A 15,139-nucleotide genomic window follows, 5' to 3' on the forward strand; every position below is an offset into this window, starting at 1 on the left:
TTGAGATTTAAATCTCAAAAAACACTTTGGATTCAGGTAAACTGCGCAACTTTCACGCAATACACTTTCTCTTTTAACCTTTGTTGCGCAGGTCAATGCTGATGAACATTATTCTGATGATTGCCATTACCACCGGCATTCTCTCTGGTCTCTGGGGGTGGGTTGCGGTCAGCCTGGGCCTAATCAGCTGGGCGGGTTTCCTCGGCTGTACCGCCTATTTTGCCTGCCCACAAGGCGGATTGAAAGGTTTGCTGATTACCCTGTTAACCTGCATGAGCGGGGTATTCTGGGCAATGATGATTATTCAGGGCAGCGCCTTGCAGCCTGAATGGGCCATCCTTGGCTATGTTCTGACTGGCATTGTAGCGTTTTTGATGTGCATCCAAGCTTGCCAGCAGTGGCTAGCATTTGTTCCCGGCACCTTTATCGGTGCTTGCGCCACTTTCGCCGGTAATGGTGATTGGAAACTCGTCATTGTCTCGCTGTTAGTCGGGGTGGTATTTGGCTATGTCATGAAGAACAGTGGATTGTGGTTGGCGGCCCGGCGGGAGCAGCAAGGGAGGAGTCCTTTGGAGCCTGGGGTTGATATTGATTAGTGATCTAGTTCGGTTGATATGTCCCGAAACCTGATCCGGTATCTATCAACCGAAATAACACCGAATCACAAAAGATGATTTGCTACTTTAACCACAATCTTACGCAGCGGTGCTACCTCTCCCAACGTTCCCATTGGGCGATGTAACTCACCAGGGAACAGCAGGGCGATATCGCCAGGAGCCAGTGTTAACAAGGTTTCGGTGGTAATTCCTTCAAACAAACCATAATCTCGCTCGGTATCAAAATCCATCGTCGGGCGCTGGCCTTGAGCTGATGGTGAAGCACCAATTACCTCGCTCCCTTCCAACAGAATATGAATATCAATATAATAACGATGTAATTCAGGGGCTTGCTCATACAATGGTTTGGACGCGGCAATAATGTGATTTAGGTAAATCTCGCGGCCTTCAATATCTTGTTCCCCAGCGGGAAGATTGGCTAAATCCATCTTGCTGATGGTGGCCAGTGTGCGGCGGATAGCATCCGGGTAAAGAGGGTTATTCACCGCGTTTTTCAGTTCATCAAGTATCATAACTATTCCTATATTCCTGCGTGTCCATCATGCCGGGCACTTAAGCACAATGGTTGATATTATTTTCTGCTGATGTTGTTTCTTGCTCTAGCGCGGCAATGCAGTGTTCAACAACACCGGCAATGTCAGGCGAGATATCAATGGGAATGATGTCCGGTTCGCTGGCCCCAGGGGCTTCCAATGTCGTGAACTGGCTCTTTAACAGGCTCTCTGGCATAAAATGCCCGGCGCGTTGCTGCATTCTGTGCAGCACTAAATCGTAATCACCGGTCAGCCACAAAAAACGGATGCCGTGGTTCCCCTCGCGCAGGCGGTCACGATACTGTTTTTTCAGGGCCGAACAGACCAAAAAACCCACTTCATTCTTTTGTTGCAAACTATAGGCCACGTCACTTAGCCGCTCAAGCCAGGGGGCGCGATCTTGATCATTCAGTGGCTGACCTGATGCCATTTTCTGAATATTGGCGCGGGGATGCAGGTCATCACCATCAATAAATTTGGCGTTAAGGGCCAGCGCCAGCGCCTGACCCACACAGGATTTACCTGTGCCGGAGACACCCATGACAATAATGCATTTACCAGACATATCTTTCCTCTGTGCCTATCAGACTGCGACCAACATGCCGCCATCAACAAACAGTAGATGACCATTAACGAAATCAGAGGCTTTGGATGACAGATACACCGCAGCACCAATCAGCTCTTCCGGGTTCCCCCAGCGGGCCGCTGGCGTACGTTTACACAACCAATCGGTAAAGGCTTGATCGTCGACTAGCGCTTTTGTCATCTCGGTTTTGAAATAACCAGGGGCGATACCATTGACCTGAATGTTGTAACGGGCCAGCTCGACACACATACCGCGAGTCAGCATTTTGACCGCGCCTTTAGAGGCAGCATAAGGCGTGATAGTGTCGCGACCTAATTCACTTTGCATGGAGCAAATATTGATAATTTTTCCGCGTTGGCGCTTAACCATATAACGGGAGACCGCTTGTGAAACCAAAAATACTGATTTCTGGTTTACGGCAATAACATCGTCCCAATCTTTTTCTGGGAATTCAGTAAAAGCATGACGGCGTTGAATGCCGGCATTATTAATTAAAATATCAATAGCGCCAATGCTGCTCTCTATTTGTTCGATGGTCTCATTAACCGCATCATGATTAGTCACATTAAAGGCCGCCGCATGAGCAACAAATCCGCTAGCGCGTAATTCAGCAACGGCTTTTTCTGCCCGCTCGGCGGTGATATCATTAATAATGATTTCCGCACCAAATTCGGCCAACCCTTTTGCTAATAAAAATCCGATGCCTTGTGCTGAACCTGTAATCAATACTTTGCGTTTTTCTAACGAAAATAGATTCTTCATTTTTAATTCCTAATGGCGCTAATCAAGCGACATGTAAAATAAATATCATGGTTGATTACTGTTGAATGAATACAGTAATAACTTAAATTTCGGCAATAAAATCACGAATAATAAAATCGTTATTATTTCCTAAAATTGCTTTAAACTGATGGAAATCCGATTGGCGGTATTCCCATTAAACTGACCGTCTGAAAACATGTCTCTATCAGAACGTTTTCCGCCTTACCAAACTGTGATGCAGATCACTTTAAATCATGTTACGACAAGTTGTTACCGCTTACGTGAGCAATATCGCCTTGAGGATAGAAAAAGAGCGCCGTTAGCCGAGGCTTTGCCCATTTCATTAACAGCTTGCAGATTAACTTATTGATAATAAAATAACTTAATAATGATCAGTAGGATTGTTATGGTATATTTAGCCCGTAACATGCTTTTCATTGCACCAGTTAACAGTGCATAATCACTTTACCCATCCCGCCCTCTTGTTCCAGGTATTTGCCATGAAAAACCAGCGTGTTACGTTACAGGATATCGCGTTACTTGCCGGCGTGACTAAAATGACAGTCAGTCGCTATTTGCGCACGCCGGAAAAAGTGGCACCAGAAACCGGTAAGCGCATTGCTCAGGTGATGGCTGAAGTCAACTACAGTGCTGATTCTGAAGGGGAAACGGGTCTTAATCAAAAAAGTCCGCGTATAGGAATTTTGGTGCCCTCCTTTAATAACCAGATTTTCTCCGATTTATTAGCGGGTATTGAGTCAGTGACTGCCGCCAGTGGTTACCAGACGCTGGTGGTTAACTATAACTACAGTAAAGAGCGTGAAGAGGAGCAGATAGTTAATCTACTCTCCTGCCAGATTTCCGGTTTGATACTCACGGACTCCGAACATACTTTACGCGCTGATAAATATCTGAATGCTTCAGAAATTCCAATTGCCCAAGTGATGGATCTGGAGCCGCAATTTAATCGCATCACCGTCGGGTTCAATAATTATCAGGCCGCCTACGATATGACCGCAACACTGCTAGCCAGTGGAAAACAGAATATTGTCTATTTTGGTTCCATGTCTGATATGCGTGATCGCAAGCGTTATCAAGGTTATAGCCAGGCAATGAGTGACGCTGGTTTCACGCCATTACATATTACGCCCAATAAAGTCTCTTCGGTCTCTATTGGGGCCGGGATGTTGGCATTGGCACGACAAATGTATCCACAGGCCGATGCTATTTTCTGTACTAATGATGATATGGCGGTGGGAGTGTTACAAGAGTGCTTAAAATTGGGCATGGCGATACCCGCTGAAATGGCAATTTCCGGTTTTCATGGGTTGGATATTGGTCAGGCAACCACGCCAGTGCTGGCCAGTGTCACCACGCCACGTTTTGAAATGGGTAAAGTTGCCGCTGAAATTTTGATTAAAAAAATTAAAAATATCCCGACAATTGAACAGGTTGACCTCCATTATCGGATTTCACTTGGTGGCACTATTTAGGTTACAGCCATTTCTACACGGGTGGTCACCCCACATTTTCTGCTACTGTTTGCTGCAATTGCAGCCATTCACTTCTCATTATCTCCCTTGCTGTTACCTGATTCCCGCCATAACAAATTACCGCAGCTGATAACATTTTAGTAAATGCCTTACATAAATGATTAACGCTCACTTGATTAGCTGAAACAATTCAGCTCGAACTATGATAGATAGGTCACGTTACCGGTAACATGTTTTCTTAACATGATTTACAGTGACCCACATCACAAAATAAAACATTGAAAACAGGTCTCATAACGACATTCGCTGAATGGCTGCATCATCCGATGATGACCTCTCGCCATTCTGGTTTCTTTGATTTATTGACATGGTCAGGTACTCGTAATGAAAAACAGCACGCAATCCAGCGCCAAACAAGCCGTATTAATCATCGCTCCAGTAATGGACTATCTGACGGAGAAATTGGAACAAAACTTCACTGTTCACAAACTCTTCCAGATGGCGGATCACGCGGAGTTTCTGGCTGAGCAGGGTATTAACATTAAAGGTATCGTGACCCGTGGTGATATTGGCGTGACCAACGAAGTTCTGGCGTTATTACCTGAAGTGGAGATTATCTCAATCTTCGGTGTCGGAACTGATGCCGTGGATCTGGATTATACCCGTGAGCGCAAAATCATTGTGACCACCACACCGGGTGTGCTGACAGATGATGTGGCTGACACCGCACTGGGACTGATTATTGCCACCTCGCGCCGCTTATGTCAGGCCGATAAATTCCTGCGATCGGGTCAGTGGCCACACAGCAGTTTGCCATTAGCGTCCAAAGTGACCGGTAAACGCCTAGGGATATTTGGTATGGGGCGTATTGGTCAGGCCATTGCCCGCCGTGCCGCTGGTTTTGATATGCAAATTACCTATACCGATAGGGTACAGATTGAGAGTCTGCCATATCAATATGTGCCAGATTTAATCACTCTGGCGCAACAGAGCGATATTCTGGTGGTGGCTATCTCGGGTGGGAAAGAGAGTGCCGGTCTGGTGGATAAAGCTATTTTTGCGGCGATGCCAAATCATGGGATGCTGATCAATATTGCCCGTGGCAGCATGGTTAATCAGGATGATTTAATTTATGCACTGCAACAGCAAGATATTGGCGGTGCGGGTCTGGATGTATTTTCCGATGAGCCGAATGTGCCACAGGCATTAATTGAGATGGATAATGTCGTGTTACTGCCCCATATCGCCAGCGCAACAAAAGAGACGCGTATTCAAATGAGCGATATTGTATTCTCAAATATTCATGCCAATTTTTCGGGTGAGCAGGCACCGACCGCAATTGTTTATTAAAAAATAAAGTCATAGTAATAATAAAAACATTTTGTGAAGTTTAATTAACAACTGCAAATATTCCTTATTTGCTTTCGGTATTCCCTGCGTCTTTATGCGCGATGCAGGGTAATGCTTAGCTATTATCATGAGGCGTGTTTATATGGACAGTAAGATCCCTAATGCCCGTTGGTTCCGCGTTATTGTGCCAATAATGATTGCTTGTATTATTTCTTTTATGGACCGGGTCAATATTAGTTTTGCGCTACCTGGCGGTATGGAGAGTGATCTGGCGATTACCAGTCAAATGGCTGGCTTAGCGGGCGGTATTTTCTTTATTGGTTATCTATTTTTACAAGTGCCGGGTGGCCGTATTGCGGTACATGGCAGCGGCAGAAAATTCATTGCCTATTCTCTGGCGGTCTGGGCCGTCGTCTCGATTCTGACCGGTTTTGTCACCAACCATTATCAACTGTTATTCCTGCGCTTTGTGCTGGGGGTCTCTGAGGGCGGTATGCTACCGGTGGTCCTGACCATGGTGAGTAACTGGTTCCCGGAACGTGAAATTGGCCGCGCCAATGCTTTCGTCATGATGTTCGCCCCCATCGGTGGTATGTTCACCGCGCCACTGTCCGGCTTTATTATCAATGCACTCGACTGGCGCTGGCTGTTCTTCCTTGAAGGTTCCCTGTCCGCCATCGTGCTGGTGATGTGGTGGTTTGTTATCAGTGACCGCCCTGAAGAGGCGAAATGGCTATCCGCAAAAGAGCGCGACTATCTGGTCACTGAGCTGTCACGGGAACGCGCAGAGCGGATGCTTGATGCGCCGGTGACCAATGCCCCATTAAAAGCCGTGTTCCTGAATAAAGGGCTGATGAAACTGGTGGCGCTGAACTTCTTTTATCAAACCGGGGATTATGGTTACACCCTGTGGCTGCCAACCATTTTGAAAAATCTGACCGGCGGTAATATGGCCTCGGTCGGTATTCTGGCTATTCTGCCGTTTATTGCCACTACCGCTGGGATTTATGCCATCTCCACCCTGTCGGATAGAACCGGTAAACGCCGCCTGCTGATTATGATTTCACTGTTCTGCTTCGCCGCCGGTCTGGTGACCTCGGTGATTTTCCGCCATAACGTGTTGATCTCCTATCTGGCGCTGGTGGTGTGTGGTTTCTTCCTCAAAGCCGCAACCAGCCCATTCTGGTCTATCCCAGGGCGCATTGCCGTGCCAGAAGTGGCCGGTGGCGCACGGGGTGTCATCAATGGCTTAGGTAATCTCGGCGGATTTTGCGGCCCCTATCTGGTCGGCGTGATGATCTTCTTCTATGGCCAGAGTGCGGCGGTTTGCATGTTAGCAGGCTCCTTGATTATTGCCGGGTTGATTACCCTGACATTACCAAAAGAGTGCGATGTTGAAGTTAAAACGCAGGGCAAGGGTATTGCGGGCAAAGGGCTGGTTAAGGTCAAACGCGCTTAAATCCGCCAGGCGGTATCGGCTGGATACCCTGATACCGCCTGCTGTCTATCACCGGAGAGTGTCATGAATTTACAGCAGCAACTCATTGCCTGCCAACAGCATCAGCAACGATTACAACTGATGCATTTCGATCACGAAATCGCCTGGCAGTTAGGTGAAAAAATAAAGCGGCAAGCGGAACGGCAAGGTGCGGCATTGGCTATCGATATCACCGTCAATCGCCAAACCTTATTCAGCTATACCATGCCCGGCACCAGCGCAGAAAATCATGATTGGTTGCGGCGCAAGCGCAATGTAGTGGAGCTGCTAAATACCAGCTCCTATGCCGCAGGATTGATGTTACAACAGCGCCAAACCTCACTGGAAGCTCGCTATGGGGTTAGCCTGCGGGACTATGCCGCGCTGGGTGGTGGCTTCCCGTTGCAGGTTAAACCGGCGGGTATTATTGGCAGCGTTAATGTTTCCGGCGCACCACATTTGGATGATCACAATTTGCTGTTACAGGTACTGGCGGAGTTTATCGGCTTGCCTGCGGGCAGTATTGAGCTTTTGGCTCCCCTGAGCGAATAAGGAGTGGTGATGAACCCGACTCTCACCCATGTCACACAGCGTATTACTGCGCGATCTGCACCGACCCGCACGGCCTATCTGCAACGTATCAGCGCGGCAAAAGAGAATACAGTCCACCGCTCACAACTGGCCTGCGGCAATCTGGCTCACGGCTTCGCCGCTTGTCAGCCGGAAGATAAAGCCGCGCTGAAGAGCATGGTGCGCAGCGATATTGCCATTATTACTTCCTATAACGACATGCTATCGGCTCATCAACCTTATGAATATTATCCGCAACAACTGAAAGAGGCACTGCATGAGGTCGGTGCCGTCGGGCAGGTGGCGGGTGGCGTCCCCGCGATGTGTGACGGCGTGACACAAGGGCAGGATGGCATGGAGTTGTCGCTGATGAGCCGCGATGTTATCGCCATGTCAGCGGCCATCGGCCTGTCACACAATATGTTTGATGGCGCGCTCTATCTTGGGGTGTGCGACAAAGTTGTGCCTGGATTACTGATGGCCGCCTTGTCATTCGGCCACTTACCGGCGGTTTTTGTCCCCGCAGGGCCAATGGCGACGGGACTGTCCAATAAAGAGAAAGTGCGGGTTCGCCAGCTGTTTGCTGAGGGTAAAGTGGACAGACACGCCTTGTTGGAGGCGGAATCCGCCTCTTATCATAGCGCGGGCACCTGTACTTTTTACGGCACTGCCAACTCCAATCAGATGGTGATGGAGGTGATGGGGCTGCATTTGCCCGGCTCCTCTTTTATCCAACCCAACACCCCACTGCGTGATGCGCTCACTGCCGCCGCGGCGCGGCAAGTGACACGACTGACTGAAAGTAGTGGTAACTATCTGCCGGTGGGGCAATTGGTGGATGAAAAGGTGGTGGTCAACGGCATGGTGGCGCTATTGGCCACTGGCGGTTCGACCAACCACACCATGCATCTGGTGGCGATGGCGCGCTCGGCGGGCATTATTATTGATTGGGATGATTTCTCCGAGTTATCGGAAGTGGTGCCACAGTTATGCCGGATCTACCCCAATGGCCCGGCGGATATCAACTATTTCCAGGCCGCAGGCGGGGTTGCCTTACTGATAAAAGAGCTGCTGCAAGGCGGTTTAGTGCATGAAGATGTCCACACTGTGGCGGGATTTGGTCTACATCGTTATACGCAGGAGCCCTATTTGGATAATGGGCAACTGCAATGGCGCAGTGGGCCGCAGCACTCACTGGATGACTCAGTTATTGCCAGTATCGCCCAGCCCTTTTCGGCCCATGGTGGCACCAAAGTTTTAAGCGGCAATCTGGGGCGGGCAGTGATGAAAACCTCGGCGGTTCCTCGTGATCATCAGATTATTGAGGGGCCTGCGGTGGTGTTTGAGAGTCAGCATGATGTCGGGGCCGCCTTTGAATCTGGCGAGCTGAACCGCGATTGTGTGGTGGTGGTGCGCTATCAAGGGCCACGGGCCATTGGTATGCCGGAGCTACATAAACTGATGCCCCCCTTGGGGGTGTTGTTGGATCGCGGCTTTAAGGTGGCGCTGGTCACTGATGGCCGACTGTCCGGTGCGTCAGGTAAAGTGCCGTCGGCCATTCATGTGACTCCTGAGGCCTATTGCGGCGGCCTGTTGGCAAAAATCCGTAATGGTGACCGGGTGCGGGTGGATGGTGTTAGTGGGGAGCTTGCGCTGCTGGTGAATGAAGCTGAGCTGGCAGCACGCCACCCAACACTGCCGGATATCTCGGCGTTCCATGTGGGATGTGGCCGTGAGCTATTTGGCGCGCTGCGTGAACAAGTGACTGGGGCAGAGCAGGGGGCGTGCTGCATTCGTTTTTAGTCATTTCGACTATACTGATGAGATGCCCTTTTTTCACTCATGGAGAATGCATATGAATCGAGATAAAGAACAGCAAACCTCGCTGGATGATGATCTGACGATGCTGACCGATACTCTGGAGGAGGTGCTGCGCGCCTCGGGCGATGCCGCAGATGAGAGCTATCAGGAGATCAAGGCCAGAGCGGAGAGAGCATTAAAGGAGGTAAAGAGCCGTTTGAGTGGCCGCAATGAATGCTATATCAAACGGGCGAAAGCACTGGCGTGCTGTACTGATGATTATGTCCATGAAAAACCCTGGTGCAGCGTGGGAATTGGCGCGACGGTCGGCTTGGTTTTCGGGCTATTACTGGCGCGGCGCTGAAATATTTTCAAGGAGTCGCTATTTTAGCGGAATAACTATTTTCGTGACGACTTAATTAAAATCATTTCAATTTCATTATCGGTCCTTAAATGGGCCGTTTTTATATTAAGATTATTATTGTTCTTCTATTTAATATTGAGACAACCATCATATATAAACTAATATACATAATTAACGTTAATAATATCATTTTACTTAAATGAGAATATGTAACCAATAAATAAAATTCGTGATGCAAGTCACGCTTCCAAAAATATAAGCAACCATAAACAATAGCGTAACAATACTTGTTTGTTTATGTTCTATCATATTTAGACGGCGGCAATCATAAGTACTCTCATAGGTGCCTTGTCACCTAGTGTTTAATTTCAATGCCTTAGCTTATTTAGCGCTTGAAGTGATATATCCGCTGTAGCGCTATGATGCTATTTTTACTCAGTAAATAGGGATTCATTTTTAATGATAAATGAATCGACTTCACACAGTCTTTATTTAATATGGCTAAATATAGTTAATATATAAATCATAAGGAATCTATTATGAGTAATACACTTGATCTATCAACATACTCATCTAATGGTACGCCCTATCAAGTCAAATTTATTAATCAGTCTCCATCGGCCTGGATTGTCTATTTATATCAAAAAATGCCTAATCAGCCCTCAGAGGTATTCTCTTTAGCCTGGCAGGCCTCGCCATTCAAAGTTGCACCTAATAGCTTTTTCACTTTCAAATGGTCAATTGATTACTCATTTATCTGGGGGCGAACGGGTGCGCTGACGGATGGGGTAGTTTTTGAGGCTGGCGCGGTATTAGATGCTGATCCGACAGGAAATAATCAGGTGACATTTGACACTGCAAATAACACACCGACCTTTAGTAATCTGTCGAGCGGTGGGCAAGCGGGTAAGTTGACTATTTTGGAAGGCAGCAACATGCCAAACAATATCTATTCCACGGGGATTGGTATGTCAGGACAGGGAGCTTTTGTGCAGCAAGTCTTAACCAATACCACTCAAATTTATACACCGGAACCGCTCTATTACATTGCCGCCGGCCAAGGAGTTCAAATGGGGCAAGTATTAGCCCAAACTGTGACCAATGCCAGTGAGCTGAAATACTCAGGTAACGTCTATTCATTGGTAGCGATGCTGACTGAAACCCAGCAATGGAGTATTGTTCCGGCATAACGTAAATAAATGACTAATATGACAAATATCACGGAGATAACCTATATCTTCGTGATATTCCTAGTCGCAGGATATCGAAGATTTTGGTGATGCCGCCATTGCAACACAATAAGGCCTTAAGAGGATGGGCTTATCCCACCCTGAGCATAAATCATCCAATACCAATGCTCACCTGATACTCCTTCTTGAGTATATAAAAACATCAATATCAAATATTAGTGTGATAACTAACAATAACTTTTGAATCAGACTTTTATTATTATTCACGGCCCGTATAATCCCACTCTTTCTGTTGATTTGCCGAGGTGGTCGTGAAACAACTTTCTGGTTTGTTGGGCGAATTACGGCAGAAGTTACGTGCCGGTTTCCCTGACCAGGCAGGTATTCGGCAAATTATCTTGCCCGCCTCGGGTCAGGTGGGGAGCCAACTCTTGGAGTGGCTGGCTGCGCAATGCCATTTCCCACAATTCTATTGGCACCATCGTGAAGGCCATGAAGAGGCCGCCGTTTGTGGGCAAACCCGCCAATTTAACGATGTGCTATCTGCGGATGCCTTTATCCAGCAGCATGAGCTAATAAAACAAAACATTGATGCCACGGGATTACGGATTTGGGGGCTGAATGCCTTCGAGCCGGTGAGCCTGGTCCTCCCCTCCGCTGACACCGAAGCTTGTGCGCTGCAACAGACGCAGACCAGTTTTCTGTTTCTCCCGCGAATTGAAATTTTGCGCCGTGGCAACCGTACCCATGTGACCCTCAATCTGGTGAGCGACTGCTCCCTACAGCAAGATGCGCTACTGGCTATCGCCTTTATCGATCAACTGGTCGCTGCCAAACCGCTCCCCGCGCTGGATGTTCAGGTGCAACATGCCAGCCATGTACCGGAGTATCCGCAGTGGCGCAGCCTGATTCAGCAGGCTCTGAGCAGCATTGAGCAGCAGGCGATGGAGAAGGTGGTTCTGGCGCGCGCCACCCGCTTAACTCTCGATAAACCGCTGTCCTGTTGCGCCTTTATGGCGGCTAGCCGCCAGGTCAACCACCACTGCTTCCACTTTATGCTGCGCTTTGATGCTCAGCGGGCATTTTTAGGTTCCAGCCCTGAGCGCCTCTATTTGCGTCAGAAATGGCATCTGGAAACGGAAGCTCTGGCGGGCACGACCTCTAATGATGATGACCATCAGCAAGCTACGGCGCTGGCTGACTGGTTAATGGGTGATGAAAAAAATCAGCGCGAGAATTTGCTGGTGGTTGATGATATTTGCCAGCGGTTACAAGGCGGTGTTGCGGCGGTGGATGTTATGCCGCCAGAGATAGTCCGATTGCGCAAAGTGCAGCATCTGCGCCGCCGCATCCATGCGCAGCTCAATTGCGCCAGTGATACTGATTGCCTGCAACGACTGCAACCGACGGCCGCGGTGGCTGGTCTACCGCGCAATATCGCCCGCCAGTTTATTGCCGAGAACGAGCCATTTTCCCGTGGCTGGTATGCCGGTTCTGCGGGCTATCTTTCACGGCAACAGTCGGAGTTCAGTGTCACCCTGCGCTCGGCATGGGTAGAGGATCAATGGGTCAATCTGTATGCCGGTGCTGGTATTGTCGCGGGATCTGACCCTGAGCTGGAGTGGCAAGAGATTAACCATAAATCGGCGGGATTGCGCACCTTGCTCGATAGTCAGCAAGAGAGTAAAACCTAACATGTCGCAATTAACCGCACTCGTTATGTGGGCGGATTGTGGCCCCCTGATGCCAGGTGTAGACTGTGGCTAATAGGTTATTCGCCGGCTCTCTTCTGGTATAGAGGGGTAGAATTTTAACCATTAACTCAGCCACTCCGGGCTTGCAGAGGATAAATCGCACTCCTCATGCTGACTGTCGGGTCGTAGTGTCTGTTAACTGACTTTTGGGCGAATCATGTCGACAAGTGTTTTTAACCGTCGTTGGGCGGCATTGCTACTGGAGGCGTTAACCCGCCACGGCGTGCGTCATATCTGTATTGCGCCCGGATCCCGCTCGACACCCCTAACCTTGGCGGCGGCGGCGAATCCGGCGCTGGTTTGTCACACCCACTTTGATGAGCGCGGACTGGGTCATCTGGCACTTGGGTTGGCGAAAGCCTCTACTGAGCCGGTGGCGGTGATTGTCACTTCCGGCACCGCAGCGGCCAATCTCTATCCGGCGCTGATCGAAGCGGGGCTAACCGGTGAGCGCCTGATCTTCCTGACCGCCGATCGCCCACCAGAATTGATCGACTGCGGTGCCAATCAGGCTATTCGCCAGCAAGGGCTGTTTGCCAGCCACCCCACTGTCAGCATCAATCTGCCCCGGCCGACGCCGGATATTGCCGCCAGCTGGTTGGTAGCGACCCTCGATAGTGCGATGGCGCAATTGCACCATGGCGGCCTGCACATTAATTGCCCCTTTGCTGAACCGCTCTATGGCGGCGATGAGCAGTGCTATGCCGACTGGTCAGCCACTCTGGGCGACTGGTGGCAAGATAGCCATCCGTGGCTGCGGCAATCACGCAATCTACCGCAGATGCCGCAGCCTGATTGGTTTTTCTGGCGGCAAAAGCGCGGTGTGGTGATTGCCGGGCGTATGACGGCAGAAGAGGGCGCACAACTGGCACAGTGGGCGGAGCTGTTGGGCTGGCCGCTGATTGGCGATGTACTATCGCAAACCGGTCAACCGCTACCCTGTGCAGATCTGTGGCTGGGGCGTCAGGATGCACAGCAAGTGCTGAATCAGGCACAGCTGGTGCTGCAATTTGGTAGCAGCCTGACGGGCAAACGGCTGTTGCAGTGGCAGGCGCAGTGTCAGCCACAAGAGTATTGGCTGGTGGATAATCTACCGGGTCGCCTTGATCCGGCCAATCACCGTGGGCGCAGAATTATTTCACCGGTGAATGAGTGGCTGGAGCAGCATCCAGCGCAACGCCGTCTCCCTTGGGCTGCTGAACTGATTGAATTGTCGCAAAAAGCGCAGTTCCATGTGGCAGAAGTGCTGAACGATCAATTCAGCGAGGCGGCAGTGGCACATCAATTGGCGGCACTTTTGCCCGAAAACGGCCAGCTGTTTGTCGGCAACAGTTTGATTGTTCGCCTCATTGATGCGCTCGGCCAACTGCCTGTGGGCTATCCGGTTTACAGCAATCGTGGCGCCAGCGGCATTGATGGTCTGTTATCGACGGCGGCGGGTGTCCAGCGCGCGAGCGCCAAACCGACACTGGCGGTCGTCGGTGATCTCTCCGCCCTTTATGACCTGAATGCGCTGGCGTTATTGCGCCAAAGTTCGGCCCCGATGGTGCTGTTGGTGGTGAACAACAATGGTGGGCAGATCTTCTCACTGCTGCCGACACCAGAGGCCGATCGCCAGCGCTTCTACTGTATGCCGCAAAACGTCAATTTTGAACATGCCGCCGCTATGTTTAGCCTGAATTATGCTCGCCCTGAGAGCTGGCTTGCACTACAGCAGCGGGTCGAGCAGTGCTGGCTACAAGGTGGTGTGACACTGATCGAGATAGCGGTGCCGCCAAGTCAGGGGGCCGAAACAGTGCAACAATTACTGCAACAGGTGGTTCAACTATGACGCTAGCTTGTCGCAAACTCGCCGCTCATCCCCAATCTGCCACACAGCAACACGCCGGGCCGTGGCTGGTATGGTTACATGGTCTGCTGGGCAGTGGCGAGGATTGGCTGCCCGTGGCCGAGCTGTGCGGTGACACCCCCTCGCTGCTGGTCGACCTGCCGGGTCACGGCAAATCTGTCGCCCTGACCACCGACGGTTTTGCTGATATAAGCCGCCAGTTAACGCAAACATTGCAGGCTAACGGCATTGGCGAGTATTGGCTGGCAGGCTACTCTTTAGGCGGCAGAATTGCGATGTATCACGCCTGCTATGGCAGCCATCATGGCTTGCAGGGACTATTGGTCGAAGGGGGAAACCTCGGATTGGAAAGCGATGAGTTGCGCCATCAGCGCCGACAAAACGACCACCAATGGGCGCAGCGTTTTCGCCTTGAACCTCTGCCGCAAGTGCTGACCGACTGGTATCAACAAGCCGTATTTGCTGATTTAGACGCCCAACAGCGCGAGCAATTGGTGCTATTACGTGCCAACAATAGCGGCCCGGCGGTGGCTGAGATGCTCGAAGCTACCTCTTTGGGGCATCAGCCATGGCTCTTGCCCGCCCTGCAGCGCCTGCGCGTCCCTTACACCTATCTGTGCGGGGAGCGCGACTATAAATTCCAGCAATTGGCTGAACAGTATAAGTTGCCATTACGCACACTGGCCCGCGCCGGACACAATGCTCACCGTGCTAACCCCGGTGCATTTGCCGCGCAGGTCCTTTCGTTTCTATCACAGTCCTCATTTTCACCCCTCTCCCGTTAAAGGAATGCT

Annotated in this window: 14 protein-coding genes; 11 read left to right on the plus strand and 3 right to left on the minus strand. The window is 50.2% G+C overall.

All coding sequences use genetic code 11. The features are described 5' to 3' along the window. Positions 1-101 precede the first annotated feature (101 nt). The gene (locus AACW11_RS16480; protein WP_145538880.1) at positions 102-596 is read left to right on the plus strand and encodes a DUF1097 domain-containing protein; all 495 of its coding nucleotides are present in this window, start codon (positions 102-104) and stop codon (positions 594-596) included. Between the two features lie 65 nt (positions 597-661). Here the strand turns inward: AACW11_RS16480 and AACW11_RS16485 are convergent, their stop codons facing one another. From AACW11_RS16485 to idnO, 3 genes are read right to left on the minus strand one after another with little or no spacing between them, the layout of a single operon-like run. Further along, positions 662-1,129: a YhcH/YjgK/YiaL family protein gene (locus tag AACW11_RS16485; protein WP_049559704.1), complete on the minus strand. Its 468-nt coding sequence runs from the start codon at positions 1,127-1,129 to the stop codon at positions 662-664. Positions 1,130-1,169: 40 nt separating this feature from the next. Then, entirely contained in the window at positions 1,170-1,715 is a 546-nt protein-coding gene (locus AACW11_RS16490; protein WP_212584808.1) for a gluconokinase, read from the minus strand. Between the two features lie 18 nt (positions 1,716-1,733). Then, complete coding sequence (gene idnO, locus AACW11_RS16495; RefSeq protein WP_212584809.1) at positions 1,734-2,498, minus strand: gluconate 5-dehydrogenase; 765 nt, start codon at positions 2,496-2,498, stop codon at positions 1,734-1,736. A 500-nt stretch (positions 2,499-2,998) separates the two neighbouring features. Here idnO and AACW11_RS16500 point away from each other — a divergent pair, with 500 nt between their 5' ends. The 10 genes from AACW11_RS16500 to menH all read left to right on the plus strand — a co-directional run bounded on the left by AACW11_RS16500 (position 2,999) and on the right by menH (position 15,130). Continuing rightward, positions 2,999-3,991 carry a substrate-binding domain-containing protein gene (locus AACW11_RS16500; protein ID WP_212584810.1) on the plus strand — a complete coding sequence of 331 codons (993 nt, stop codon included), beginning with the start codon at positions 2,999-3,001 and terminating at the stop codon, positions 3,989-3,991. A gap of 384 nt (positions 3,992-4,375) precedes the next feature. After that, positions 4,376-5,341, plus strand: coding sequence for a 2-hydroxyacid dehydrogenase (locus AACW11_RS16505; protein ID WP_212584811.1), 966 nt, complete (start codon positions 4,376-4,378; stop codon positions 5,339-5,341). 142 nt (positions 5,342-5,483) lie between these two features. Continuing rightward, positions 5,484-6,800: an MFS transporter gene (locus AACW11_RS16510; protein ID WP_212584812.1), complete on the plus strand. Its 1,317-nt coding sequence runs from the start codon at positions 5,484-5,486 to the stop codon at positions 6,798-6,800. Between the two features lie 63 nt (positions 6,801-6,863). Then, complete coding sequence (locus tag AACW11_RS16515) at positions 6,864-7,370, plus strand: heme-degrading domain-containing protein (protein ID WP_212584813.1); 507 nt, start codon at positions 6,864-6,866, stop codon at positions 7,368-7,370. A 9-nt stretch (positions 7,371-7,379) separates the two neighbouring features. Beyond that, positions 7,380-9,191 (plus strand): phosphogluconate dehydratase, encoded by a 1,812-nt coding sequence (gene edd / locus AACW11_RS16520; protein WP_212584814.1) that lies wholly within the window; start codon positions 7,380-7,382, stop codon positions 9,189-9,191. Positions 9,192-9,243: 52 nt separating this feature from the next. Continuing rightward, positions 9,244-9,552 (plus strand): stress response protein ElaB, encoded by a 309-nt coding sequence (gene elaB, locus AACW11_RS16525; protein ID WP_212584815.1) that lies wholly within the window; start codon positions 9,244-9,246, stop codon positions 9,550-9,552. Between the two features lie 539 nt (positions 9,553-10,091). After that, positions 10,092-10,742: a protein RhiA gene (locus AACW11_RS16530; protein WP_212584816.1), complete on the plus strand. Its 651-nt coding sequence runs from the start codon at positions 10,092-10,094 to the stop codon at positions 10,740-10,742. A 311-nt stretch (positions 10,743-11,053) separates the two neighbouring features. Beyond that, entirely contained in the window at positions 11,054-12,436 is a 1,383-nt protein-coding gene (menF, locus tag AACW11_RS16535) for an isochorismate synthase MenF (RefSeq protein WP_212584817.1), read from the plus strand. Between the two features lie 217 nt (positions 12,437-12,653). Further along, positions 12,654-14,327: a 2-succinyl-5-enolpyruvyl-6-hydroxy-3-cyclohexene-1-carboxylic-acid synthase gene (gene menD, locus AACW11_RS16540; protein ID WP_212584818.1), complete on the plus strand. Its 1,674-nt coding sequence runs from the start codon at positions 12,654-12,656 to the stop codon at positions 14,325-14,327. Further along, positions 14,324-15,130 carry a 2-succinyl-6-hydroxy-2,4-cyclohexadiene-1-carboxylate synthase gene (gene menH, locus AACW11_RS16545; RefSeq protein WP_212584819.1) on the plus strand — a complete coding sequence of 269 codons (807 nt, stop codon included), beginning with the start codon at positions 14,324-14,326 and terminating at the stop codon, positions 15,128-15,130. Before menD ends, menH begins: the two co-directional genes overlap by 4 nt. The last annotated feature ends 9 nt before the right edge of the window (positions 15,131-15,139 follow it).

The organism is Yersinia sp. Marseille-Q3913 (genome assembly GCF_963892745.1).
Lineage (GTDB): Bacteria > Pseudomonadota > Gammaproteobacteria > Enterobacterales > Enterobacteriaceae > Yersinia > Yersinia bercovieri.